Annotated in this window: 23 protein-coding genes and 2 tRNA genes; 16 read left to right on the top strand and 9 right to left on the bottom strand. The window is 67.7% G+C overall.

Translation table 11 applies throughout. The features are described from left to right. Window positions 1–12 precede the first annotated feature (12 nt). Both BOX37_RS22300 and BOX37_RS22295 read right to left on the bottom strand, forming a co-directional pair. On the bottom strand, window positions 13–1365 hold the full coding sequence (locus tag BOX37_RS22300; RefSeq protein WP_071929340.1) for a cytochrome P450: 1353 nt from the start codon (window positions 1363–1365) through the stop codon (window positions 13–15). Window positions 1366–1482: 117 nt separating this feature from the next. After that, window positions 1483–2076, bottom strand: a complete 594-nt coding sequence (locus BOX37_RS22295; protein ID WP_071929339.1) for a TetR/AcrR family transcriptional regulator — start codon at window positions 2074–2076, stop codon at window positions 1483–1485. 116 nt (window positions 2077–2192) lie between these two features. Between BOX37_RS22295 and BOX37_RS22290 the strand changes: the two genes are divergently transcribed. The 5 genes from BOX37_RS22290 to BOX37_RS22270 are packed head-to-tail and all read left to right on the top strand — an operon-like array spanning window position 2193 to window position 6346. Next, complete coding sequence (locus tag BOX37_RS22290; protein WP_071929338.1) at window positions 2193–3662, top strand: aldehyde dehydrogenase; 1470 nt, start codon at window positions 2193–2195, stop codon at window positions 3660–3662. Window positions 3663–3694: 32 nt separating this feature from the next. Beyond that, window positions 3695–4444: an SDR family oxidoreductase gene (locus tag BOX37_RS22285; RefSeq protein WP_071929337.1), complete on the top strand. Its 750-nt coding sequence runs from the start codon at window positions 3695–3697 to the stop codon at window positions 4442–4444. After that, entirely contained in the window at window positions 4441–5328 is an 888-nt protein-coding gene (locus BOX37_RS22280; RefSeq protein WP_071929336.1) for an NAD(P)-dependent oxidoreductase, read from the top strand. The genes BOX37_RS22285 and BOX37_RS22280 overlap by 4 nt, the downstream gene beginning before the upstream one ends. Then, window positions 5325–5741: a carboxymuconolactone decarboxylase family protein gene (locus BOX37_RS22275; RefSeq protein WP_071929335.1), complete on the top strand. Its 417-nt coding sequence runs from the start codon at window positions 5325–5327 to the stop codon at window positions 5739–5741. The genes BOX37_RS22280 and BOX37_RS22275 overlap by 4 nt, the downstream gene beginning before the upstream one ends. Before the next feature lie 11 nt (window positions 5742–5752). Next, window positions 5753–6346, top strand: a complete 594-nt coding sequence (locus tag BOX37_RS22270; RefSeq protein ID WP_071929334.1) for a TetR/AcrR family transcriptional regulator — start codon at window positions 5753–5755, stop codon at window positions 6344–6346. A 12-nt stretch (window positions 6347–6358) separates the two neighbouring features. Here BOX37_RS22270 and BOX37_RS22265 read toward each other — a convergent pair whose 3' ends face one another. After that, window positions 6359–6997: a hypothetical protein gene (locus tag BOX37_RS22265; RefSeq protein ID WP_071929333.1), complete on the bottom strand. Its 639-nt coding sequence runs from the start codon at window positions 6995–6997 to the stop codon at window positions 6359–6361. Between the two features lie 44 nt (window positions 6998–7041). Continuing rightward, a complete protein-coding gene (locus tag BOX37_RS22260) occupies window positions 7042–8337 on the bottom strand; it encodes a hypothetical protein (RefSeq protein ID WP_071929332.1) in 1296 nt (431 codons plus the stop codon). Window positions 8338–8464: 127 nt separating this feature from the next. Here BOX37_RS22260 and BOX37_RS22255 point away from each other — a divergent pair, with 127 nt between their 5' ends. After that, the gene (locus BOX37_RS22255; protein WP_071929331.1) at window positions 8465–8668 is read left to right on the top strand and encodes a cold-shock protein; all 204 of its coding nucleotides are present in this window, start codon (window positions 8465–8467) and stop codon (window positions 8666–8668) included. Window positions 8669–9078: 410 nt separating this feature from the next. Continuing rightward, entirely contained in the window at window positions 9079–9282 is a 204-nt protein-coding gene (locus tag BOX37_RS22250; RefSeq protein ID WP_014987157.1) for a cold-shock protein, read from the top strand. Window positions 9283–9356: 74 nt separating this feature from the next. Here BOX37_RS22250 and BOX37_RS22245 read toward each other — a convergent pair whose 3' ends face one another. After that, window positions 9357–10166 carry a nucleotidyltransferase domain-containing protein gene (locus tag BOX37_RS22245; protein ID WP_071931781.1) on the bottom strand — a complete coding sequence of 270 codons (810 nt, stop codon included), beginning with the start codon at window positions 10164–10166 and terminating at the stop codon, window positions 9357–9359. Between the two features lie 133 nt (window positions 10167–10299). On the opposite strand from BOX37_RS22245, the gene serA reads away from it, so the two are divergent. Then, window positions 10300–11898, top strand: coding sequence for a phosphoglycerate dehydrogenase (gene serA / locus BOX37_RS22240; protein ID WP_071929330.1), 1599 nt, complete (start codon window positions 10300–10302; stop codon window positions 11896–11898). A 126-nt stretch (window positions 11899–12024) separates the two neighbouring features. Further along, window positions 12025–13032, top strand: coding sequence for a 3-isopropylmalate dehydrogenase (locus tag BOX37_RS22235; RefSeq protein WP_071929329.1), 1008 nt, complete (start codon window positions 12025–12027; stop codon window positions 13030–13032). A gap of 164 nt (window positions 13033–13196) precedes the next feature. Here the strand turns inward: BOX37_RS22235 and BOX37_RS22230 are convergent, their stop codons facing one another. After that, the gene (locus tag BOX37_RS22230) at window positions 13197–14363 is read right to left on the bottom strand and encodes an MFS transporter (protein ID WP_071929328.1); all 1167 of its coding nucleotides are present in this window, start codon (window positions 14361–14363) and stop codon (window positions 13197–13199) included. 321 nt (window positions 14364–14684) lie between these two features. Here BOX37_RS22230 and BOX37_RS22225 point away from each other — a divergent pair, with 321 nt between their 5' ends. From BOX37_RS22225 to BOX37_RS22210, 4 genes are all read left to right on the top strand, one after another. Next, window positions 14685–15458 (top strand): fumarylacetoacetate hydrolase family protein, encoded by a 774-nt coding sequence (locus tag BOX37_RS22225; RefSeq protein ID WP_071929327.1) that lies wholly within the window; start codon window positions 14685–14687, stop codon window positions 15456–15458. A gap of 29 nt (window positions 15459–15487) precedes the next feature. Further along, window positions 15488–16963, top strand: a complete 1476-nt coding sequence (gltX, locus tag BOX37_RS22220) for a glutamate--tRNA ligase (protein WP_071929326.1) — start codon at window positions 15488–15490, stop codon at window positions 16961–16963. A 194-nt stretch (window positions 16964–17157) separates the two neighbouring features. Continuing rightward, window positions 17158–17229, top strand: a tRNA-Gln gene (locus BOX37_RS22215). A gap of 28 nt (window positions 17230–17257) precedes the next feature. Further along, window positions 17258–17330 (top strand) — tRNA-Glu (locus BOX37_RS22210). A 45-nt stretch (window positions 17331–17375) separates the two neighbouring features. On the opposite strand, the gene BOX37_RS22205 is transcribed toward BOX37_RS22210, so the two are convergent. Further along, entirely contained in the window at window positions 17376–18077 is a 702-nt protein-coding gene (locus BOX37_RS22205) for an IclR family transcriptional regulator (RefSeq protein ID WP_071929325.1), read from the bottom strand. A 63-nt stretch (window positions 18078–18140) separates the two neighbouring features. On the opposite strand from BOX37_RS22205, the gene leuC reads away from it, so the two are divergent. The 3 genes from leuC to BOX37_RS22190 all read left to right on the top strand — a co-directional run bounded on the left by leuC (window position 18141) and on the right by BOX37_RS22190 (window position 21029). Then, the gene (gene leuC, locus BOX37_RS22200) at window positions 18141–19565 is read left to right on the top strand and encodes a 3-isopropylmalate dehydratase large subunit (RefSeq protein WP_071929324.1); all 1425 of its coding nucleotides are present in this window, start codon (window positions 18141–18143) and stop codon (window positions 19563–19565) included. Window positions 19566–19600: 35 nt separating this feature from the next. Beyond that, entirely contained in the window at window positions 19601–20209 is a 609-nt protein-coding gene (leuD, locus tag BOX37_RS22195) for a 3-isopropylmalate dehydratase small subunit (protein WP_071929323.1), read from the top strand. Window positions 20210–20366: 157 nt separating this feature from the next. Beyond that, on the top strand, window positions 20367–21029 hold the full coding sequence (locus BOX37_RS22190) for an HU family DNA-binding protein (RefSeq protein WP_071929322.1): 663 nt from the start codon (window positions 20367–20369) through the stop codon (window positions 21027–21029). A gap of 192 nt (window positions 21030–21221) precedes the next feature. Here BOX37_RS22190 and BOX37_RS22185 read toward each other — a convergent pair whose 3' ends face one another. Beyond that, the gene (locus BOX37_RS22185) at window positions 21222–22166 is read right to left on the bottom strand and encodes an NUDIX hydrolase (RefSeq protein WP_084759963.1); all 945 of its coding nucleotides are present in this window, start codon (window positions 22164–22166) and stop codon (window positions 21222–21224) included. Further along, window positions 22163–24328 carry an RNA degradosome polyphosphate kinase gene (locus BOX37_RS22180; protein ID WP_071929321.1) on the bottom strand — a complete coding sequence of 722 codons (2166 nt, stop codon included), beginning with the start codon at window positions 24326–24328 and terminating at the stop codon, window positions 22163–22165. Before BOX37_RS22180 ends, BOX37_RS22185 begins: the two co-directional genes overlap by 4 nt. Window positions 24329–24353 lie beyond the last annotated feature (25 nt).

The following is a 24353-nucleotide window of genomic DNA, read 5'->3' as shown; positions in this document are numbered from 1 at the left end:
CTCCGGCCGCGCTCAGCGCTGCCTGCGGCGGTAGCGCACGCGACAGGGCTGCTCGAGCTGCACCACCATCTTCGAATGATCGTTGCGGTAGGTGTCGGAGGGCTGGGCGAGTTCGAACTCCCAGTCCCGCAGCAGGATCGAGAAGATCGCCTTGAGTTGCATGAGCGCGAACGGCGCGCCGACGCAGCGGTGCCTGCCCGCGCCGAAGGGGATCCAGGTCCAGCGGTTGAGGATGTCGTCCTGGCGCGGGTCGAGGTAGCGCGCGGGATCGAAGGTGTCCGGGTCGGGGAAGTCTTCCGGAATCCGGTTGGAGACCGCGGGGGTGGCGGCCACCATGTCGCCCGGTGCGATCCGGTGCCCGCACACCTCGAACTCCGCGCGGGCCAGGCGCATCAGGATGATCAGCGGCGGATGCAGCCGCAGTGTCTCCTTGAGCGCGGCTTCCAGATTCGGAATCTGGCGCAGCGCGTGATGGCTGACGTCGGCACCGTCGGCGTAGAGCGTGTCGAGCTCGGTGACCACCTCGGCCAGCGTCGCCGGGTGGCGCAGCAGTTCGATGATGGTCCAGGCCGCCGTCCCCGAGGTGGTGTGGTGGCCGGCGAACATCATCGAGATGAAGATGCCGGTGATCTCACTCGCCGAGAACCGCAACGCCCCGCTCTCGTCTTTCACCGAGACGAGGACATCGAGCATGTCGCGATCGTCCTTGCCGCTCGGCGGGTTCGCCTGCCGCTGATCCATGATCGCCTGTACCAGCTCGACCAGGGCGACCCGCGCCGCGTCGCGCCGGGTGAAACTCTCGATCGGCGCGTACGGATCGACGTAGGCCAAGGCATCGGTGCCCTGCTCGAGCTCGTGATAGAGATGCGCGAAGCGCCCGTCGAGCTGATTGCGGAACTTCACCCCGATCAGACACGCCGACGAGGTGTAGATGGTCAGCTCGGCGAAGAACTCGAGCAAGTCGATCTCACCCTCGTCGTCCCAGCTCGCGACCATCCGATCCACCTCGGCCGCAATGGTTCCCGCGTGCCCGCGCATGTGGTCGGCACGCAGTGCCTGATTGTGCAGCATCTCCTTGCGGCGTTCGGGCGGTGCGTCGAAGACGACGCCCTCGCCGAAGATCGGCTTCATGAACGGATAGGCGGCGCCCTGGTCCAGATCCTCGTCTCCAGCCCGGAAGAAGAACTCGTTGGCCTCGGCGCCGGAGAGCAGGACCACGTTCCGTCCGGCGAGGTCGAAGGTCCCGACATCGCCGCATTCGGCGCGAACCCGCCGCATCAGCGCGATCGGGTCGGTGCGGAACTCGGCCAGGTGCCCGTGGTCGTCTTCGCCTCCGGATACGCGCCGTGGTTTGACCAGCGTCATGTGGAAGTCCTTCCCGGAATGCCGTCCAGACATATTATGGACAGGTGTCTAGACAGTACTACGGCTGATCTGGCGCGACAAGGCTGCTGATTCGGCGGGCGCGGGCCGTTCGGCGCGTCAGCAGTCGGTGGCGGGTTCGGCCATCAATCGCCGGGCGCACATGTCGAGCAGGTCCGCGACCTGCGCGTACGACAGCAAACCCATGCCGCCCTGCAAGAGTGCGCCGGAGTACAGCAGTTCCAGTGCGGCAAGGCGTTCGGGATCCTTGGCGCCGAGCGCTTCGCCGAGTCGACGGCGGATCTCCCGGCCGATGCGCACGCGGAGATGGCGCACGTCGGGATCGTCGCCGAGCAGGGCGCTGCTGACCGCCCCGGCGAGTGCGGGTTCGTCGGCCACCAGCATCGAGACTTGTCGAAGGACCGCGACCACCCGGGTGGTCGCGTCGGCTTCGCCCGGCTCCATGGGCGCCAGGGCGACGAGTCGCCGCCAGAACACCTCGGAGATCAAGTGCTCCTTGGACGAGAAGTAGGTGTAGGCGGTGGCGGTGCCGACCCCCGCCGAGGCGGCGACGAGCCGGATCGTGGTGCCCGAATAGCCCTCGCGTGCGAGCACCTCGACTGCCGCGACGGTCAGGCGGTCGACGGTGTCGGCCTGCTTCTCGGTCAAGCGTCGCCGCGTTGCTTCGATGCCGGTGGGTGCGAGTTCGGACATGTGTCTGGATGCTACTCCAGGTTGAGACGCAGTAGGTGGGCGACATGGCCTTGCGTCTGGTCGGTGAACCGAACTATATTCCGTACACCTGTCCAGACACATATCGGAGCTGCGCTATGAACGGCCTCGTCCCCGCCGAAGGCACGCCACTGTTGATCGGCGGCAAGCTGATTCCGGGTGGTTCCGGTGTCTTCGCCACCATCAATCCCGCGACCGAGGAGGTGCTCGGCTACGCCGCCGACGCCTCGGCGGCCGACATGGCCGCCGCCATCGCCGCGGCCCGCACCGCGTTCGACGAGACCGAGTGGTCGCGCGATCCGGCACTGCGGGCGCGCTGTCTGCGCCAATTGCGTGACGTGCTGGGCGAACACCTCGAAGACTTGCGCGCGATCACGATCGCCGAGGCCGGCGCGCCGCTGATGCTGACCAGCGGCCCGCAGCTCGAAGGGCCGATCGCCGATCTGTCCTATGCCGCCGACCTGGCCGAGAACTACACCTGGGAAACCGATCTCGGTACCAGGGACCTGATGGGCGTCGCCAGCCATCGGGTGATCCGCCGCGAAGCCGTCGGTGTCGTCGGCGCCATCACGCCGTGGAACTTCCCGCACCAGATCAACCTGGCCAAGCTCGGTCCCGCGCTGGCCGCGGGCAACACCGTGGTGCTCAAGCCCGCCCCGGACACTCCGTGGTGCGCGGCGGTACTCGGGCCGCTCATCGCCGAGCACACCGACTTCCCGGCGGGCGTGATCAACATCGTCACCTCGTCCGACCACGGCCTCGGCGCCCAGCTCGTCCAGGATCCGCGGGTCGACATGATCACCTTCACCGGCTCCACCCGGACCGGTCGCTCGGTGCTGGTCGACGCCTCGGCCACCCTCAAACGGACCTTCCTCGAACTGGGCGGCAAATCCGCCGCCATCGTGCTCGACGATGCCGACATCGCGGCGGCGGCCGCCTATACCGCGTTCACGGTCGCCGTCCACGCGGGCCAGGGCTGTGCACTCACCACCCGACTGCTGGTGCCCCGCGAGTCCTATGACGCGGCGGTCACCGCGGCGGCCGGTACGTTGCGCGGGCTCGCGGCCGGTGATCCCGCCCAGGCCGGAACGGTCTGCGGGCCACTGATCTCCGAGCGTCAGCGGGCGCGGGTGGAGCGCTATCTCGAGATCGCGCGCGACGAGGGCGGGCGGATCGAGGTCGGTGGCGGCAGGCCGGCGGATCGCGAGCGCGGGTTCTTCATCGAACCGACGCTGATCAGCGGGCTCGACAACACCGCGACCGTCGCGCAGGAGGAGATCTTCGGTCCGGTGCTCGTCGTGATCGCCCACGACGGCGACGACGACGCGATCCGGCTGGCCAACGCATCGCCCTACGGCCTGTCGGGCTCGGTCTGGGGCACCGATCCGGACCGGATCGAGCGGGTGGTCGCGGGCGTGCGGACCGGGACGTTGAGCGTCAACGGCGGGCTCTGGTACCACGCCGACGCGCCGTTCGGCGGCTACAAGCAGTCCGGCATCGGCCGCGAGATGGGCGTCGCCGGTTTCGAGGAATACCTCGAGACCAAGTTGATCGCCACCCCCGCCTGACCGCACGAACCATTCACAGGAGCTGAAACACCATGGCACGTTTCACCGGTCGCACCGCGATCGTCACCGGCGCGGCACAGGGCATCGGCGCGGTCTACGCCACCGCGCTGGCCGCCGAGGGCGCCAATGTCGTCGTCGCCGATCTCAATGTCGAGCGCGGCGAGGAGGTGGCCAAGCAGATCGTCGCCGACGGCGGCGTGGCGGCATTCCGGCGCGTCGATGTCGCCGACCCCGAATCCGCCGTCGCCCTCTCGGAATTCACCGTCGCCGAGTTCGGCGCGATCAACCACCTGGTCAACAACGCGGCCATCTACGGCGAGATGAAGCTGGATCTGCTGCTGACCGTGCCCTGGGATTACTACAAGAAGTTCATGGGCGTGAATTTCGACGGCGCGCTGAATGTGACGCGCGCGGTGTGGAAGCCGATGGTCGCGGCGGGTGGCGGCTCGATCGTCAACCAGTCGTCGACCGCCGCCTGGCTGTATTCGGGCTTCTACGGGTTGGCCAAGGTCGGCATCAACGGCCTCACCCAGCAACTCGCCACCGAACTCGGCGGTTCGCGGATCAGGGTGAACGCCATCGCGCCCGGCCCCATCGACACCGAGGCCACCCAGACCGTCACGCCTGGAAACATGGTGAAGGACATGGTGTCCCGCATTCCGATCAAGCGGATGGGCACCCCGCAGGACCTGGTCGGCGCCTGCCTGTATCTGCTCTCCGACGAGGCGAGCTGGGTCACCGGACAGATCCTCAATGTCGACGGCGGGCAGATCATCCGATGACGACCGAATCCGCCAGCGCCCCGGTCGGATTCATCGGACTGGGCAAGATGGGCGCGCCGATCGCGCGACGGCTGCTGGACTGGCCGGGCGGGCTCACGGTCTGCGATGTCCGGGCCGAGGTCACCGAACCGTTCGTCGCGGCGGGTGCGCGTTCGGTCCTCGATCCGGCGCAGGTCGCGACGCACGCGCGGATCATCTGCGTGACCGTCGTCGACGACGCGCAGGTGACCGAGGTGCTCACCGGCCCGGCCGGTATCCTGCGCACCGCGGCGCCGGGCACCGTGGTGGCCGTGCACTCCACCATCGGCGACCGGACGGCGCGGGAGCTGGCCGCCCGGTGCGCCGAGCGCGACGTCGAGTTCGTCGACGCACCCGTCAGCGGTGGTGCGCCGGGCGCGATGCGCGGCAGCCTGGCGGTGATGATCGGCGGCAGCGCCGCCGCGGTCGATGAGCTCAGCGGCCCCTTCGGCTGCTTCGCCGACCTCATCGTGCACGCCGGCCCGGTCGGGGCCGGCACGCGAATGAAGCTGGCGCGCAACCTGCTCCACTTCATCTCCTTCACCGCGGCCGCCGAGGCGCAGCGCCTGGCCGAGGCCGCCGGGATCGGTCTCGCCGACCTCGGCAAGGTGGTCCGGCACTCCGACGCCGTCACCGGCGGACCCGGCGCGATCATGTTGCGCGAGACCACCGCGCCGATCGACCCGGACGATTTCTGGTTCCCGATCCTCGGTCACGTCCGCGATCTCGGCGAGAAGGACCTCGCGCTCGCGCTCGAACTCGGTGACCGGCTCGGCATCGAGCTGCCACTGGCCCAGCTCGCCCTCACTCGACTGGCCGACGGGCTCGGCGTCGCCGAATCCGCGCTCGACAAGGAGACGTCATGACCACCAACGCAGACACACCCGCCGGCACCCGCCAGCGTGGCTTGGCCAAGATGAGCGAGGTCTACGGGTGGGATTTCGCTGACGGTCCGGGTGACCATTTCGCCGTCACCGCCGACCACCTCTTCGCCGACATCTGGTCACGGCCCGCGTTGACTGTGCGCGAACGACGGTTGCTGCTGCTCGGTGCCCTCACCGCGCAGGGCAATCTCGATGTCGCCGAGATCCAGATCGGCGCCGCGTTGCGCAACGGTGAGCTGTCCGAGGAACAGTTGCGCGAGATCGCGCTGTTCCTGTGCCACTACGTCGGCTGGCCCGCGGGGACCAAGCTCGACGGCACCGTCGGCAAGGTGATCGCGCAGGAGCGCAAAGCCGCGCGACGTGGGGACGACCGACAGCGCGGGACCGCCGAGTAACATTCGGACGCATGTCTGAAAGCGAGTCCATCAGTCTCGAAGCGACCCGGCGTCGATTGACCGGCAAGCAGGCCGACACGGTCGATCGGTTGACCAGGGCCGCGCTGCTCGTGCTGGCCCGAGACGGCTTTTCCGGCATGACGATCCGGCTGGTCGCCGCGGAGGCGGGCGTGGCCACCGCGACCGCCTACACGTATTTTTCCTCCAAAGAGCACCTGGTCGCCGAGATCTTCTGGCGTCGCCTGCTGGCCTCGCCCTCGCCGGCCAGCGACGATCCCGACCCGACCGTGCGGGTTTTGGCCGAACTGCGCAACATCGCCCTGCTGGTGGCCGACGAGCAGGCGCTCTCCGGTGCGGTCACCGGCGCGCTGCTCGGGCCGGACCCCGACGTGGAGCATTTGCGCACCCGCATCGGGATCGAGATCCGCGGCCGGATCGCGCGGGCGCTGGGCCCGGACGCCGACACCGAGGTCATCGAATGGCTCGAGATGATCTACGCCGGTGCGCTGGTGCGTGCGGGTATGGGCTACGAGTCGTACTCCGAGATCGCCGATCGTATCGAGCGGGCCGCACTGCGGATTCTGCGACCGGTTCGAGCGGAGTGATCGGGCTGGGTGTCAGTTGGTCTGCCGGACCTTGATGGCGTCGTGGGAGATGTAGACGTCGTATTCGCCGGGGGTCGCGATGACGGCATTGCCGTAGGCGGACTTGACGAAAGGGGAGGTGAACCAGGCCCCGTCGTTCATGTCCTCGAAGAAGTCGCGGTCACCGCCGTTGAGCAGGACATGATCCTGGGTGGTTGCCTTGCCGTCGATGCGCTGGCCGAACAGGCGGGTGATCTTGTAGCCGGAATGGAATCCCATCGCGTTGACCCAGGGGTGCAGTTCGACGATGTTGGCCTGCAGCGCCCACAGGTCGCCCTCGACGCGGTGGGTGGAGCGGCGTTCGCTGCCCTCGTCGTAGAGGGTGAGTTCGAGGTCGAGTTGGTGTTGCTGTCCCGCAACGGGTTTCGCGATCACATGGGCGGCTTTGATCTCGCCGCTGAGGCCGAGATAAGTCTGTAGCAGGGTCGCGATCCAGAGCAGGAGAACGGCGACCAGCAGCAGGGCGAGGCCGGGAACGCCGCGTCCCAGTATCGCTTTCGGACCGCGACGACGGGTGGTCGCCAGCACGGCCCAGCCGATGAGGCCGAGGGCGAGCACGATCATCGCGAGCAGGCCTACTTGGGCGAACCCGAAGGTCACCGGGAAACTCATGCACCCGGTATACCCCGAAAAGAGCTGCGACAGGCGATATCCGGCTACTCCGATACCTTCTCGGAAGGGGAACGGTAGTGCAGCAGCGCCGCGATCGCGACCGCGCAACCGAGGGCCATGCCCACCGCGACCATCGCGGGGACAGGTCCGCGATCGACCTCGACGGTGCGATACCAGGACGACGAGTAGGCGAGGTGGCCGAACTCGCTGTCACTGAGCGCGACACCGATCGACGGCACGAACAGAATCGCCAGGCCCACGGTCGCCGACGCGGGACTCTCCGGGACAGCCGCGCCGACGCAATAGCCACTGACCAAGCCCAGCGCGAGGCAGCCGACGGTGACCGCGACCGCGGCCGGAGGGGCGAACAGATCGGCGATGAGCGTGAGAACGGCCAGCGCGACCACGCTCACCGCCGCGACCAGCGGTCGCGGCGCACGCAGCCCGGACAACAGGCCGACCGCGACGGCGACGAGCGTGACGACATCGACCCAACCCGACCGCGGCACCGTGATGACCAGGCTGCCCGCGACGGCGAAACCGGTCATCAACAACACCAGGATGCCGTCGCGACCAGGCAGGATCGCCGCGGCCGCGGTCGCCGCCGCGACCACCACCATCGCGCCGACGATCAGATGGAGGCTGCTGGTCTTGTGCGCCGCCAACGCCTGGGAGGTGGCGATGATGGTCGAGAAGGCGACGACGGCGGCGAAGATCGGGGCGAGGGGGATCGCGGTGTCGACCGGCACCCGCGGTGCCGGGGTGTCGGTGATCGCGAGGCAACCGAGCGCGAGCACGCTGGCGGCGAGGAACCACAGCGGCAGCGCGCCGCCGAGAACTCTGTCGAAGCCGTCCGCGCTCGCGTCGGTGGGGGCCTGGGTGAGGTCGCCGATGATGGTCGCGCCGATCGCCGCGAACAGATGGACCGCCCGCAGCAGCGGTTCGCGCCATACCGCGACCGCGATGGCACCGAAGGCGATCCCCGCGAGCAGGGCATCGATGAAGTTCAGGGTGGGCAGGGAGAGGGTGTGGAGTTGTCCGTCGCCGCCGTCGCGGACCAGGGCGAGGTGATTGACGAGGATCCCGGCGAGCGCGAACAGCGCCGTCCAGCGGGCGGTTCTGATGCTGCCGACGGCCAGGGTGACCGCGGCGGTGATCGCCGCGACGAAAGCAGCCCCGGTCATCGCCCGCGGAATGTTGAACACCAGCAGGTCGACGTGCACAGCGGCGGTCAGCGAGGCGAAGCTGATCGGCAGCATGATCGCGAGCACCGCCACCGAGGTCGCGACGAGAACGGTGAGTGTTTCGACGGCGCGGCGCGGCGTCATCGGTCGGGCCATGGCTCAGCGTAGCCAGCGGGTGAGTGACCGAGCGGCACGCGCGAACGCGCGACTTTCGTGTCGTGGCCACTGGCATGCGACGATGGACGAATCAGCATGTCAGACAGATGATCAGGAAGGTCGGTGGATGACCGGCGGCGTGGTGAGCTGGTTCGACAGCGGCAAGGGATTCGGGTTCATCACTCCCGATTCCGGCGGCCCTGACGTATTCGTGGAGTACACCGAAGTCGTGGGCGGTGGATTCCGCACCCTGCGTGACGGGCAGCGGGTCGAATTCGGGATCAGAGAGACCCGGCGTGGTCCCGAAGCGCATCACGTACGGGTCGTGTGATCAGGAGACCGCGTATATCGCGAAACCGGTGGCCGCGAGCGAGGCGACCGCGCCGAGGGTCGACAAGCGATTGTTGAGTTGGCGAAGCTTCGCTCGTACCGGTGTTTTCTAATACCCATTGTCTCAGCCGGGTATGACAAGAACGGGCCATCATGGGGCTGGTTTGCCATGGGAAGTCGGCGAATTCGCTGGTAGAAAATTTACCGCACCCGGTTTATCGAAAAGGTGTCCCGGACGGCCGTGAGCCGGGTCGCTCGAGTGACCACACCTGCTCGCACGGTACGAACGTTGGGTTCCTCACAGTCGACGACATCGAGTGTGGAGGAATTCGTCAGATCATGGCATTGTGGAACAACGAGACCGGGTCCGGACCATTAGGACCCTGGCTCGTCTACAAGAAGGTTTTCGAAATGGCTCAGGGCATTGTGAAGTGGTTCAACAGCGAGAAGGGCTTCGGCTTCATCGCGCAGGACGGCGGGGGACCCGACGTCTTCGTGCACTACTCGGCTGTTAGCGGCTCAGGCTTCCGCTCCCTCGACGAGGGTCAGCGTGTGGAGTTCGAGATCGGTCAGGGCCAGAAGGGCCCGCAGGCACAGGACGTTCGCGTCCTCTAGTTCCTGCGCTGACCAGCGTATGAGTTGAAGCTCCGCACCGGACCGGTGCGGAGTTTCTGCGTTGTCGGGGTCGTTCAGCCCGCGGCGAGTGCCTCGGTACGGAAGAACTCGTCGGTGATCGCCCGGGCCGTCGTCAGGTCACGTGGCGCACGCCCGGCGAAAGTCTGCGCCGCCGTGCCGAACTCGCCGGTGATGAAGTCGGCGATCGGCCTCGGCGCCGCCCCGTTGCCCATCTCCCGCGTCCGCGACTTCAACGCGGTGAGCTCGGTGACCGAGGCCACGAAATCGGCCGGCAGCGCGCAGTCGGCCAGCAGCGTGGGCAGGTGCATCGGCGCCACCGCCGCGCCCGGGTGCTCACGCAACCACCGCAGCGCCATCGCCGGGCGCAGCGCGTAGAACACCTTCTTCAATCCGCCGGTGCGCTCGGCCAGTGCCCACTGGCGGGCACCCAGGTGCAAGTAGTGCCGGGCGACCCGGTCCCGATCGGCCACCTCGGCCGCCACCTCCCGCAGCCGGGTGCGAAACGCTTCGTCGCCGCGGTAGACGATGGGTGACATCAGCCACTCGATGAGCACCGCGTTGCCCTGCACCAGCAGGCGCAGCGCCTTGGCCAGATCCCAGCCGTTCACATCCAGCAAGCCGACCAGCGGGGTCTCGATCACATCGCGGGTGCGCCACGGGGACAGGTAGATCTGCAGACCCGCCACATAGACGAATCGGCAGTCGTAGTCGGAGTCCGGCGAGGGAAAACCCCAAGCGCGGCTGCCACTTTCGATGGCCAGGCGGATGGTCACGCCGTGCTCGGCCGCCACCCGGTCGAGCTCGGCGTCGACGGCGGCCACCACGGCCGGATCCATCGAGTCGGGGACGGTGCGCAACAACATGGCGTGATGGTAGAGGCCGCGGTGCGCGGGGTTCACCCGGTTTTCGGCAGGGGGGTAAGGGCACCCGAACCCCGGCGACTATTCTGGTCGGCGGTAACTGCCGACCCCCTTTCTTCCCCAGGAGTACCCCACAGTGAGCCAAGCAGGCCGTCCTGTTGTTCTGATCGCCGACAAGCTCGCCCAGTCGACCGTCGACGCGCTCGGTGACGGTGTCGAGGTTCGCTGGGTCGATGGCCCCGACCGCCCGGCGCTGCTCGCCGCGGTCCCCGAGGCCGACGCGCTGCTCGTGCGCTCGGCGACCACCGTCGACGCCGAGGTCCTCGACGCGGGCAAGAAGCTGCAGATCGTCGCCCGCGCCGGTGTCGGCCTCGACAATGTCGACGTGCCCGCCGCCACCGAGCGTGGCGTGATGGTCGTCAACGCGCCGACCTCCAACATCCACACCGCCGCCGAGCACGCCGTCACGCTGCTGCTCGCGGCCGCCCGCCAGATCCCCGCCGCCGACGCGACCCTGCGTGAGAAGACCTGGCAGCGCAGCAAGTTCAACGGTGTCGAGATCTTCGGCAAGACCGTCGGCGTGATCGGCCTCGGCCGCATCGGCCAGCTCTTCGCCGCGCGTCTGGCCGCGTTCGAGACCAAGATCGTCGCCTATGACCCCTACGTGTCGCCGGCCAAGGCCGCCCAGCTCGGCATCGAGCTGCTGACGCTGGACGAGGTGCTGCAGCGTGCCGACTTCCTCTCGGTGCACCTGCCCAAGACCCCGGAGACCAAGGGGCTGCTCAACGCCGAGCGCCTCGCGCTGACCAAGCCGGGCGTCGTCATCGTCAACGCCGCGCGTGGTGGCCTGATCGACGAGCAGGCCCTCGCGGACTCGATCAACTCCGGCCACGTGCGTGCCGCCGGCCTCGACGTGTTCGAGACCGAGCCGTGCACCGACTCGCCGCTGTTCGACCTCCCCCAGGTCGTGGTGACCCCGCACCTGGGCGCGTCCACCTCCGAAGCGCAGGACCGCGCGGGCACCGATGTCGCCAAGTCGGTGCTGCTGGCGCTGGCCGGTGAGTTCGTGCCCGGCGCCGTGAACGTCACCGGTGGTGCCGTGAACGACGAGGTCGCCCCGTGGCTGGACGTCGTGCGCAAGCAGGGCGCGCTGCTCGGCGCCATCGCCAACGAGCTGCCGGTCAGCATCGAGGTGCAGGTGCGCGGCGAGCTGGCCGCCCAGGACGTGGCCGTGCTGGAACTGTCCGCGCTGCGCGGAGTGTTCTCGGCGCTGGTCGAGGACCAGGTCACCTTCGTCAACGCCCCGTCGCTGGCCAAGGAGCGTGGCATCACCGCCTCGGTCACCACCGCCACCGAGAGCCCGACCCACCGCAGCCTCGTCGACCTGCGCGCCGTGTTCGGCGACGGTTCGACGCTGAACGTGGCGGGAACCCTGACCGAACCGCAGCAGGTCGAGAAGATCGTCAACATCAACGGCCGCAACTACGACATGCGCGCCGAGGGCCTGAACCTGGCCGTGCTGAACTACAGCGACAAGCCCGGCGCACTGGGCAAGATCGGCACCAAGCTGGGCGAGGCCGAGATCGACATCCTGGCCGCGCAGCTGAGCCAGGACGTCGACGCCGAGGGTGCCACCGTGGTGCTGCGCGTCAACGCCGAGGTTCCGGCCGAGGTGCAGTCCTCGATCGCCGAGGCCGTTGGCGCTTCGAAGGTTGTCCTGGTCGACCTGGCCTGAGTTGTACCGTCCCGGTCTCCGGGACATCGGCAGCTGCGCGCCGTCACCCCACGGTGGCGGCGCGCACCTGTATCCCGGCGGCGCGGGCCGTGACCGGGCAGCGGATCACTTCGAACGGAGCAGTTCATGAAACTCGCAGTTATCGCCGGTGACGGCATCGGTCCCGAGGTCATCGCCGAGGCGCTGAAGGTGCTCGACGTGGTGTCGCCCGGTGTCGAGAGGACCGAGTACGACCTGGGTGCGGCGCGGTATCACCGGACCGGGGAGATCCTGCCGGAGTCGGTGCTGCCCGAGCTCAAGCAGCACGACGCGATCCTGCTCGGCGCGATCGGTGATCCGTCGGTGCCCAGCGGTGTGCTCGAGCGTGGTTTGCTGCTGAAGACCCGGTTCGCGCTGGATCATCACGTCAACCTGCGGCCGTCGAAGCTGTTCCCGGGCGTCACCAGCCCGCTGAGCGGCAACCCGGACATCGACTTCGTGGTGGTGCGCGAGGGCACCGAGGGCCCGTACACGGGCACGGGTGGCGCGATTCGCGTCGGCACCCCGCACGAGGTGGCCACGGAGGTCTCCAACAACACCCGCTTCGGTATCGAGCGCGTGGTGCGCTACGCCTTCGCCGCCGCACAGGCCCGCCGCAAGCACCTGACCCTGGTGCACAAGAACAATGTGCTCACCTTCGCCGGGTCGCTGTGGCAGCGCACCGTCGACGAGGTCGCCACCGAGTTCCCGGAGGTGCAGACCGCCTACCAGCACATCGACGCGGCCACCATCCACATGGTCAAAGATCCGGGCCGCTTCGATGTGATCGTCACCGACAACCTCTTCGGCGACATCATCACCGACCTGGCCGCCGCCGTCAGCGGTGGCATCGGCCTGGCCGCCTCCGGCAACATCGACGCCTCGGGCGCCAACCCGTCGATGTTCGAGCCCGTCCACGGCAGCGCCCCTGACATCGCGGGCCAGTCCAAGGCCGACCCGACCGCCGCCATTCTCTCGCTCTCGCTGCTGCTGACCCACCTCGGCAACACCGAGGGCGCGGCCCGTATCGAATCCGCCGTCGCCAAGGACCTGGCCTCGCGCACCGGCGCCGCCTCCACGATCGAGATCGGCGACCGCATCGCCGCCATCGTCTGAGGACGCTGACCCGATCGGCCCGCGCTGTCCACGACGGCGCGGGCCGATCCCGTTGGCGCACCGAACAGTAGAAGGCTCGGTGCCGGTGGGTCCGGGACGGGCCTCTACGGTTCGACAGTGCCGCAAGAGATTCCGTGCGATCAATGAAAAGCTCGGTAGGGCAGCTATTTCCGCTTGGCGACGGGCACGAGTGGGATCGCTGCCGCGGCGGCTACGGCCGCGATGGCGTAGACGACGGGGAAGCCGGTGACAGTGATGACGGCACCGAAAACCGGTGGGACGGCGGCTATCGCAAGGTTCTGGCCGGTGTTCTGGACGCCGAGGCCGCGGCCGCTCCAGAAGGGGCCGGCGATCTCGGCGACGGCGGTGAAGGCGAGGCCGTTGTCGGAGACCGAGATCACCGAGGCGGCGATCATCAGGGGCACGGCCAGCCACCACCAGCCGGTCCACGCGGTGAGTGACAGTGCGGCCATGGCGATCACGGCCGCGACGGCGACCTGACGCAGGGGGCCCAGGCGGCTGCCGACCCGGTCCGACCAGGCGCCCGCGCCGATTCGTCCTGCGGCGCCCAGGAACTGGGTGACGGTCATCAGCAGCCCCGCGGCGGGGAGCGACCAGCCCAGGTCGCGGTGCAGCCACAGCAGGGCGAAGGTCCACAGGGCGGCCTGAGGGACGACCAACAGGATCGACACGGCATGGATGCGCCACAGGGTGGAATCGCCGCGATAGGGGTTGGCGCGGTCGGCGGCCTTGGTCGGCGGGCGCGGCGGGTCGATGATGCCGACCAGACAGCCGATCGCGGCGAGGCCCGCCATCAGCGCGGGGACCAGCAGCGCGGCGGGGATACCGTGGTGCATGGCCACCCAGGGGATGGTCAGCGCGCCGATGCCGACACCCAGCGGCTGCGCCGTCTGCCGGATGCCCATGGCCAGGCCGCGCCGATCCGGCGGGAACCAGCCGACGATGACCCGGCCACTGGCACCGTTCGAACTCGCCGCGCCGACGCCGCCGAGGAACAGCAGGGCGCCGAACGCGACCGGGTCGTCCACCACGGCCGCCGCGACGCCGGCCACGAACATCAGGGCGGTCCCCGCGACCAGCACGACCCGTTCGCCGATCCGGTCGACGACATAGCCCCACGCGATCAACGTGCACACCAGGCCGACGGTCGGTAGCGCGACCAGCCCGCCCGCGGCGACCAGCGAATCACCGCGCGCGGTGAGCGCGGGCAGCAGGAACGGGGTGCCGTGGATGAAGATCGAACTGGCGGTCTGGGCGAAGACACCGAGCGCGAGCATCGACCAGCGTCTGCCGTCGCGGATCCGGGTCATCTCGGCCGTCGGCCGCGTCTCCGTCACGATTCTCACCTCGCCCGTTGCCTGATTGCATCTCAATAGATGAGATGAAGGTCTCAATGAATGAACATCAAGAAGTACGCTACACCGGTGACCGCTGTATGTGAGCCCGGGTGCCGGTGTCTGAAAGATCACATGCCGCCGGGTCGGCGAGCGCCGCGAATAGCGCAGGCGGGCAGCGGCTTCGAATCACATCGGTGTGAGTTCTCTCGCAGTCCGGCGGCGCGGTCATCGACCGATCCGTGGCGTGTCCCGGGTGCGTTCGGGCAGGTCCAGACGCCTCGATAGACTCCGGGAATGCGCTTAGGTCGAGTTGCCAGTCCCGATGGAGTCGCGTTCGTCAGCATCGAAGGTGACGGCGGCGACGCCACCGCCAAGGAGATCGCCGAACACCCGTTCGGCTCGCCGACGTTCACCGGACGGAGCTGGCCGCTGGCCGATGTCCGCCTGCTGGCACCGATCCTGGCGAGCAAGGTGATCTGCATCGGCAAGAACTACGCCGCCCACGCGGCCGAGATGGGCGGCGAGGCACCGGTCGACCCGGTGATCTTCCTCAAGCCCAACACCTCGATCGTCGGCCCGCACGCCCCGATCATCCTGCCGCCCAGCTCTTCCCAGGTCGACTACGAGGGCGAGCTGGCCGTGGTGATCGGGCGACCGTGCAAGGACGTGCCCGCCGCCAAGGCCGCCGAGGTGATCCTGGGCTACACCGTCGCCAACGACGTGACCGCCCGTGACCAGCAGCGACACGACGGGCAGTGGACCAGAGGCAAGGGCTACGACACCTTCTGCCCGCTCGGCCCGTGGATCGAAACCGCCATCGACCCAGCCGATCTGGAGATCGCCACCGAGGTCGACGGCGAGGTCCGGCAGCGCAGCCGCACGTCGCTGTTCCTGCACGACATCCCGAAGATCATCGAGTGGATCAGCGCGGTGATGACGTTGCTGCCCGGTGACGTGATCCTCACCGGCACACCGGAAGGCGTCGGTCCGCTGCGGGCCGGGCAGAACGTGTCGGTCACCGTCGAGGGCATCGGCACCCTCACCAATCCTGTTGCCACCAAGCGCTGATACCCCAGACAAGCGCGGAGAAGAGAGTCATGACTGAAGTACGGGTCCGTTTCTGCCCGTCGCCGACCGGCACGCCGCACGTCGGCCTGATCCGCACGGCGCTGTTCAACTGGGCCTACGCGCGCCACCACGGCGGTAGTTTCGTGTTCCGCATCGAGGACACCGACGCCGCACGCGATTCCGAGGATTCCTACCGCGCGCTGCTGGACGCGCTGCGCTGGCTCGGTCTCACCTGGGACGAGGGCCCCGAGGTCGGCGGTCCTTACGAGCCGTACCGGCAGTCGCTGCGCCGCGACCAGCACCTCGATGTCGTGGCGAAGTTGCTCGCGGCCGGTGAGGCCTATGAGGCATTCTCCACACCGGAGGAAGTCGAGGATCGCCACAGGGCTGCTGGGCGTGATCCGAAACTCGGCTACGACAATTTCGATCGTGACCTGAGCGACGAGCAGATCGCGGCGTACAAAGCCGAGGGACGGCCGGCCGTGGTGCGCCTGCGGATGCCCGATGAAGATCTCGGCTGGAATGATCTCGTGCGCGGGGAAACCATCTTCAAGGCCGGTACCGTCCCCGATTTCGCGCTCACCCGTGGAAATGGCGACCCGCTCTACACACTGGTGAATCCGGTGGACGACGCGTTGATGCGGATCACCCATGTGTTGCGTGGCGAGGACCTGCTCTCCTCGACTCCGCGTCAGCTCGCGTTGTACGCGGCGCTGCAGCGTATCGGGGTCGCCGAGTTCACACCCGAGTTCGGGCACCTGCCGTTCGTGATGGGTCAGGGCAACAAGAAGCTGTCCAAGCGCGATCCGGAATCGAATTTGTTCCTGCATCGCGATCGTGGATTCGTCCCCGAGGGCTTGCTGAATTACCTCGCCCTGCTCGGCTGGAGTATCGCCGAGGATCGCGATGTGTTCTCCATGGCGGAGATGGTGGCTGCATTCGATGTCTCGACGGTGAATTCGAATCCCGCGCGATTCGACCAGAAGAAGGCCGATGCCATCAATGCCGAGCAGATTCGTTTGCTGGAACCGGGTGATTTCGGCCACCGATTGCGCGAGTACCTCACCGCGCACGGGCACATCGGCGCCGATATCGACGAGAAGACCTTCCTGGCCGCCGCCGACCTGGTGCAGACCCGCATCGTGGTGCTCGGTGACGCGTGGGGCCTGCTGAAGTTCCTTTTCGTCGCGCCCGAGGACTTCGCGATCGACCCGGCGGCGGGGGCCAAGAACCTCGGTGCCGAGGCCGACCAGGTGCTCGACGCCGCGATCGCCGCGGTGGAGCCGCTGAGCGCGTGGACCACCCCGGCGCTGGAAGAGGCGCTCAAGACCGCGCTGATCGACGATCTCGGGCTCAAGCCGCGCAAGGCCTTCGCGCCGGTGCGGGTGGCGGTGACGGGTTCGCACATCAGCCCGCCGCTGTACGAGTCGATGGAACTGCTGGGCCGTGAGGTCTCCCTCGACCGGCTGCGTGCCGCTCGCGGGTGGGTACCCGCTGCGGAGTAGCGCGTCGGGAGCGGGTGCGCCCATCGGGTCGCGTCCGCTCCCCGCCGGGTCGCCGAAAGTGGCCGAAAAGTAGCCTATGACCAGGCGATTTGTAGTTCACCCCATGGGTTGGGGTAATCTTCTTCTCGCCGCGGAACACGGCCTCGCAACACCGACAACCAGCCGGTGGAATGCAGGCCGAACGTTTCCATCCTTGGGGTATGGTGTAATTGGCAACACAGCTGATTCTGGTTCAGCCATTCTAGGTTCGAGTCCTGGTACCCCAGCAAGGTTTCATCTCGGTGAGATCGTCCTGGCCCCGTCGTCTAGCGGCCTAGGACGCCGCCCTCTCAAGGCGGTAGCGCGGGTTCGAATCCCGTCGGGGCTACAAGGGAAAGACCCCCGGTCGAATACGGCCGGGGGTCTTTCTCGTTCACAACCGTTTGTGCAGCGCCTCGGCCGCGGCCACCAGATCGGCGGCCCAGCGTGCGCCCGGTCGGCGGCCCATCCGGTCGATCGGACCCGAGACCGACACCGCGGCGACGAGCACACCGCCGGCATCGCGCACCGGCGCGGACACACTCGCCACGCCCTGCGCGCGCTCGGCGGCGCTCTGCGCCCAGCCGCGCTTGCGGACCTCGGCCAGCGCCCGTTCGCCGAACACGGCGTCGGCCAGGACGGTGCGCTGCAGTTCCGGGTCCGACCAGGCCAGCAGGACCTTGGCCGCCGAGCCCGCGGTGAGCGGCAGCCGGGAGCCGACCGGGACGGTGTCGCGCAGTCCGACGGGGGGTTCCAGCGCGGCCACGCAGACCCGCGCGTTGCCGTCGCGGCAGTACAACTGGACACTCTCGCCGGTGATCTCCCGCAGACGGGGCAGAATGGCCCCTGCCGCCTCCACCAGAGGATCGGCGACCCCCGCCGACAGTTCGGTCAGCGCGGGGCCGGGACGCCACAGCCCGTTGCCGTCACGAGCCAGCAGCCGATGCGTCTCCAACCCGACCGCCAGTCGATGCGCCGTGGCGCGGGGCAGGCCGGTACGGGTGCACAGGTCGTTGAGACCGCATGGCTCGTCCGCGACGGCGTAGAGCACCGCCACGGCTTTGTCGAGGACGCCGATACCGCTATGCTGTCTCATAGAACGATACTAACGTCTCATATCATGAGATTCCAAGTATGCCCGTCGAAAGGTGATCAAGCAATGGCCGAGCGCGCCCGCACACTGGCCGAGAAGGTGTGGGAACAGCACGTCGTCGCCCGCGGCGACGGCGAAGGTTCCTCTCGCGAACCCGACCTGATCTACATCGATCTGCACCTCGTGCACGAGGTGACCAGCCCGCAAGCCTTCGACGGGCTACGGGCCGCGGGCAGGCCGGTGCGCCGCCCGGATCTCACCATCGCCACCGAGGACCACAACGTCCCCACCGCCGACATCGACAAGCCGATCGCGGACCCGATCTCGCGCACCCAGGTCGAGACGCTGCGGCGCAACTGCGCCGAGTTCGGCGTGCGCCTGCACCCGATGGGCGATCGCGAGCAGGGCATCGTGCACGTGGTCGGCCCGCAGCTCGGCCTGACCCAGCCCGGCATGACCGTGGTGTGCGGCGACAGCCACACCTCCACCCACGGCGCCTTCGGTGCGCTGGCGATGGGCATCGGCACCAGCGAGGTCGAGCACGTGCTGGCCACCCAGACGCTGTCGCTGCGCCCGTTCAAGACGATGGCCATCACCGTCGACGGCGAATTGGCGCCCGGCGTCACGAGCAAGGACCTGATCCTGGCCGTGATCGCCGAGATCGGCACCGGTGGCGGCCAGGGCTATGTGCTGGAGTACCGCGGTGAGGCGATCCGCACGCTGTCGATGGAAGCGCGGATGACGATCTGCAACATGTCCATCGAGGCGGGCGCCCGCGCGGGCATGATCGCCCCCGACGAGGTGACCTACGAGTTCCTGAAGGGCCGCCCGCACGCGCCGCAGGGCCAGGACTGGGATGCCGCGGTGGCCGCCTGGGACGCGCTGCGCACCGACGAGGGCGCCGAATTCGACGCCGAGGTGCACATCGACGCGAGCGCGCTGACCCCGTTCGTCACCTGGGGCACCAACCCGGGCCAGGGGCTGCCGCTGGGCGCCACTGTGCCCGACCCGGCCCAGATCGCCGACGAGAACGAGCGTGAGTCCGCCGAAAAGGCCCTGCGTTACATGGACCTGATCCCCGGTCAGCCGCTGCGCGAGGTGAGTGTGGACACCGTATTCGTCGGTTCCTGCACCAACGGCCGCATCGAGGATTTGCGCGCGGTCGCCGATGTTTTGAAGGGCCGCCACGTCGCCGACGGGGTGCGAATGCTGGTGGTACCTGGCTCTATGCGAGTGCGCGCGCAGGCGGAAAAAGAAGGACTCGGTGAGATTTTCACCGCAGCCGGTGCGGAATGGCGTCAGGCGGGCTGCTCGATGTGCCTCGGCATGAATCCCGACCAGCTCGAGCCGGGCCAGCGCTGCGCCTCCACCTCCAACCGCAATTTCGAAGGCAGGCAGGGCAAGGGCGGTCGAACCCACCTGGTCTCGCCGCTGGTCGCCGCCGCCACGGCGGTCCGCGGCACCCTGTCCTCGCCCGCTGATCTGGCCTGAGCGCCGAAGATCGCCACGATCGAAGGAGAATCGTTATGGAAGCCTTCACTGTTCACAAAGGCATCGGGGTCCCGCTGCGCCGGTCCAATGTCGACACCGATCAGATCATCCCCGCCGTTTACCTGAAGCGCGTGACCCGTACAGGTTTCGAGGACGGCCTGTTCGCGGGCTGGCGCGCCGACCCGGACTTCATTCTGAACACCGAGCCTTACCGGCACGGCAGCGTGCTGGTGGCCGGTCCGGATTTCGGTACCGGGTCCTCGCGAGAGCATGCCGTGTGGGCACTGTCGGACTACGGCTTTCGGGTGGTCATCTCGTCGCGTTTCGCCGACATCTTCCGCGGGAATGCGGGTAAGGGCGGCGTACTCGCCGCGCAGATGTCACAGAACGATGTCGAAATGCTGTGGAAGCTGATCGAGGAACAGCCCGGCCTCGAATTGGTTGTCGACCTGTCCGCACGCACAGTGACAGCGGGAACCGTCGTGTTGCCGTTCGATATTGACGACTACACGCGCTGGCGTCTGCTGGAGGGTTTGGACGACATCGGGCTGACGCTGCGGCAAGCCGACGTCATCGGCGAGTTCGAAAAGGGAAGGCCGTCATGGAAACCCGTGACGCTGCCGGAGCCTATTTCGCAGGCGTAATCACCTCCGACGATTGGCGGCGCATCCCCTGGGGGCGGTAGCTGGACGTGTGCTAAACCACATGAATTTTGGCGTGGCACATAGACTCTTGCCCAAACTGGGTTTACCGTGGTACCTAGTCGGTCCGACGACGGGCCATTAGTCTGCGGAGGATTCAATGAACAAGGCGGAACTGATCGACGTTCTGACCGAAAAGTTGGGTACGGACAGGCGCACGGCTACAGCGGCTGTCGAGAACGTGGTCGACACCATCGTCCGTGCCGTGCACAAAGGTCAAAGCGTCACCATCACCGGATTCGGTGTGTTCGAACAGCGCAAGCGTGCCCCCAGGGTTGCCCGTAACCCGCGTACCGGAGAAACCGTGAAGGTGAAGGCGACTTCGGTGCCTGCCTTCCGGCCGGGCGCTCAGTTCAAGGCGGTGATCGCGGGTAAGCAGAAGTTGGCCTCGTCCGGCCCCGCCGTCAAGCGTGGCGTGAACGCGCCGGTGGCGGCGAAGAAGGCGGCGGCCAAGAAGACCGCGGCCAAGAAGACGGCGGCCAAGAAGGCCACGCCATCGAAGGGTCCGGCCAAGACCACCGCCCGCAAGGCTGCGACGAAGGCTCCTGCCGCCAAGAAGACCACGGCAGCGAAGAAGACAGCCGCCAAGAAGACCACGGCGGCAAAGAAAGTGACCGCGGCGAAGAAGGCTCCGGCCAAGAAGGTCACCGCCGCGAAGAAGGTGACGGCGGCCAAGAAGACCACGGCCGCCAAGACCGCAGCGAAGAAGGCTCCCGCAAAGAAGACTGCAGCGAAGAAGACAGCCGCCCGTCGTGCTCGTTGATCCCGCCGCAGCGGGATCAGGTCGGGGAATGTGCACGTAGGCGTACCTCCGCCTTCGCTCCGGCCATGCGCGAAAGACTGAGGATCGCTGTCGCGCCTGTGCTATTGAGCCGCATCACCCACCACTGGACCGAGAACGGCCCCGTCGAAAGCGGGGCCGTTTCGGCTGTTTCGAGGGGGGCGTTCGCGCGACTCAGGCGGTGACGATTCCCGTCGAGAGCGACCGATCCATATGGTGTGCCGCGACCAATCGGTCCGCGCTGAACGACAATGCCCAGACGCTGCCCTTCCGATTGCGGGCCGGGGGCAGGGTCAGCGCGCCGCGCTCGGCCAGCCAGTGCATCAGATCCGGTATCACCCCGCCCTGACTGCACACCACCGGCACACCCCGATCCGTTACCAACGACAGAAATCGTTGCTGCGCCGATCCTTTCGCTGAATCGTAACCTTGCTCGGAAAACATTGGCTCGCAATTGATTTCGACGTTCAGCTGTTCCGCCAACGGGGTAACGGTTTGGATACAGCGCAGTGGATCGGCCGAATGGATCTCGGATGCGCCGAACGCCAGCAGATTCGGCGTCAGCGCTTTCGCCTGCTGCTGTCCGGACGCCTCGAGCGGGCGCGAAGCGTCGGGCCCGTCGAACTGGTCGCGCTTGCCCGCCTTGGCGTGGCGCACGAGCAACACCGTGCTCGTGTGGGCGGGCAGCCGGGCGAACATGCGCACGACCTGACGGTCCATCGGATACGACAGCTGGTCCATCACCTGGTCGAGCGTGAACCAGCGCAGCTGGTCGACCTCGGCATTGACGGTGAACTCACCGGGCGCGGCCTGGGCAGCCCAGTAATCGACCCGCTTGAGCTGGCGGTGTCCTGGGATCGGATAGGTGACGTGGCCCAGATAGCGGCCCAGCGTGCACGGGAGACCGGTCTCCTCGGCCACCTCGCGCACCGCGGCGATCACCGGGGTCTCGCCGGGGTCGAGTTTGCCCTTGGGCAACGACCAGTCACCGTATTTCGGCCGGTGGATGACGGCGATCTCCGGTCCCGCCACGCTGTCGCGCCACAGGACCGCGCCGGCGGCGTGGATGTTCGGGCGCACCCGCGGATCCCGGATCGACCCGCCCTGCCGCGCGCTCACGGCTGATCGGGACGACGCAGCCGCATGAGGAACGCTTGGTGGTCGCGCACCTGGCTGGCATCGGCGTCGGTCGGACTGGCCTGCCACGTGCCGTCCGGTAGGAGGACCCAGCAGCGTGTCATCGGGTCGAGCGCGGAATCGAACACGGTGGCGAGTTGCTCGGTGAGCCGGGGATCGTTGACCCGCACCATCACCTCGACACGGCGGTCCAGATTGCGGTGCATCAAGTCGGCACTGCCGATCCACGTCTGGTCCTGTGCGCGGAACGAGATCACCCTCGAGTGTTCGAGGAAACGGCCCAGGATCGAACGGACCTCGATGTTCTCGCTCAGACCCGGCACGCCCGGGCGCAGACCGCAGATGCCGCGCACCACGATCTGCACGGGCACCCCGGCCTGCGAGGCGCGGTAGAGCGCGTCGATGATCTGCTCGTCGACGATCGCGTTGGCCTTGAGCCGGATCCGTGCGTCCTTGCCCTCGCGGGCCAGTTCGATCTCCCGGTCGATCCGTTCGATGATCCCGGCTCGCACACCGAGCGGGGCGACCATCAGATTGCGGTAATCCTCCTTGCGGGAGTAGCCGGTCAGCGAATTGAACAGGTCGGTCAGATCGGCGCCGATCTCCGGTGCCGCGGTGAACAACCCGACGTCCTCGTACAGGCGCGCGGTCTTGGGGTTGTAGTTGCCGGTGCCGATGTGGCAGTAGCGCCGAATCGTCGAGCCCTCACGGCGCACCACCAGGCAGGTCTTGCAGTGGGTCTTGAGCCCGATCAGGCCGTAGACCACGTGCACGCCCGCCTGTTCCAGCGCCCGCGCCCATTTGATGTTGGCCTGCTCGTCGAAGCGAGCCTTGATCTCGACGAGCGCGACGACCTGCTTACCCGCCTCGGCGGCCTCGATGAGCGCGTTGATGATCGGGGAGTCGCCGGAGGTGCGGTACAGGGTCTGCTTGATCGCCAGCACCTGCGGGTCGGCCGCGGCCTGTTCGATGAAGCGCTGCACGCTGGTGGAGAACGAGTCGTACGGGTGGTGCACCAGCACATCGCCCTCGCGCAGCGCGGCGAACACATTGCGCGGCGTCTCGCGCTCGCCGAAGGCGGCCGGAGTGGCCGGAACATACGGCGCGTCCTTGAGTTCGGGCCGGTCGACGCCATAGACCTGCCACAGGCAGGACAGGTCGAGCAGGCCGGGAACCTGGATCACGTCGGCGGGGTCGACCTCGAGCTCGCGTAGTAGCAACTCCAGCATGTGCTCGGTCATGTCGTCGGAGACCTCGAGCCGCACCGGCTTGCCGAAGCGGCGGCGGGCGAGCTCGCGTTCCATCGCCTGCAGGAGGTCTTCGTCGCGGTCCTCGTCGACCTCGAAGTCGGCGTTGCGGGTGATCCGGAACGAATGGGTCTCCACCACGGTCAGGCCGGGGAACAGCAGATCCAGGTGCGCGGCGATGAGGTCTTCCATCGGCAGGAACGCCGCGATCGCAGACGGTGCCTTGGTGCGGCGGACACGGACGAACCGGTCGACGTTGTCGGGCACCTTCACTCGGGCGAAGTGCTCGCCGCCGGTCCCGGTGTCCTTCACTGTCACCGCGAGGTTCAGGCTCAGGCCGGAGATGTAGGGGAACGGGTGTGCCGGGTCGACAGCCAGCGGCGTGAGCACTGGGAAGACCTGATCGGTGAAGTGGCCCGATAGTCGTTGCCGTTCCTCGTCGTCGAGGTCGGCCCAGCCGATGATGTCGATGCCCGCCCCGGCCAGCGCCGGGTTCACCGCGTCGATGAAGACATTGGCGTGGCGCACCGCGAGTTCCTGGGCGCGAGTGGTGATCATCTCGAGCTGTTCCGACGGTGAGCGACCGTCGGCCGAGCGCACCGAGAGGCCGGTCTCGGCGCGGCGTTTGAGCCCGGCGACCCGGACCATGTAGAACTCGTCCAGATTCGAGGCGAAGATCGCCAGGAATTTCGCTCGTTCCAGTAACGGCAGCGACGCGTCCTCGGCGAGGGCGAGGACACGGGCGTTGAAGTCGAGCCAGCTCAGCTCGCGGTTGAGGTAGCGATCTCGGGGCAACCGTTGCGTGGTCGCGTCACCGCCCGTGGCTGTGGCGGCCGCGGGTGGCGGGGAAATCGGGGGCTGCTTGATGGTTTCCGTATCGCTCACGACACCAATCATCCCTCGAGGATGGGAGTGTCCGCAG

The organism is Nocardia mangyaensis, from assembly GCF_001886715.1.
Lineage (GTDB): Bacteria > Actinomycetota > Actinomycetes > Mycobacteriales > Mycobacteriaceae > Nocardia > Nocardia mangyaensis.
Note: the sequence above shows the minus strand (reverse complement) of the source record. Positions and strands in the feature narration are given on the sequence as shown.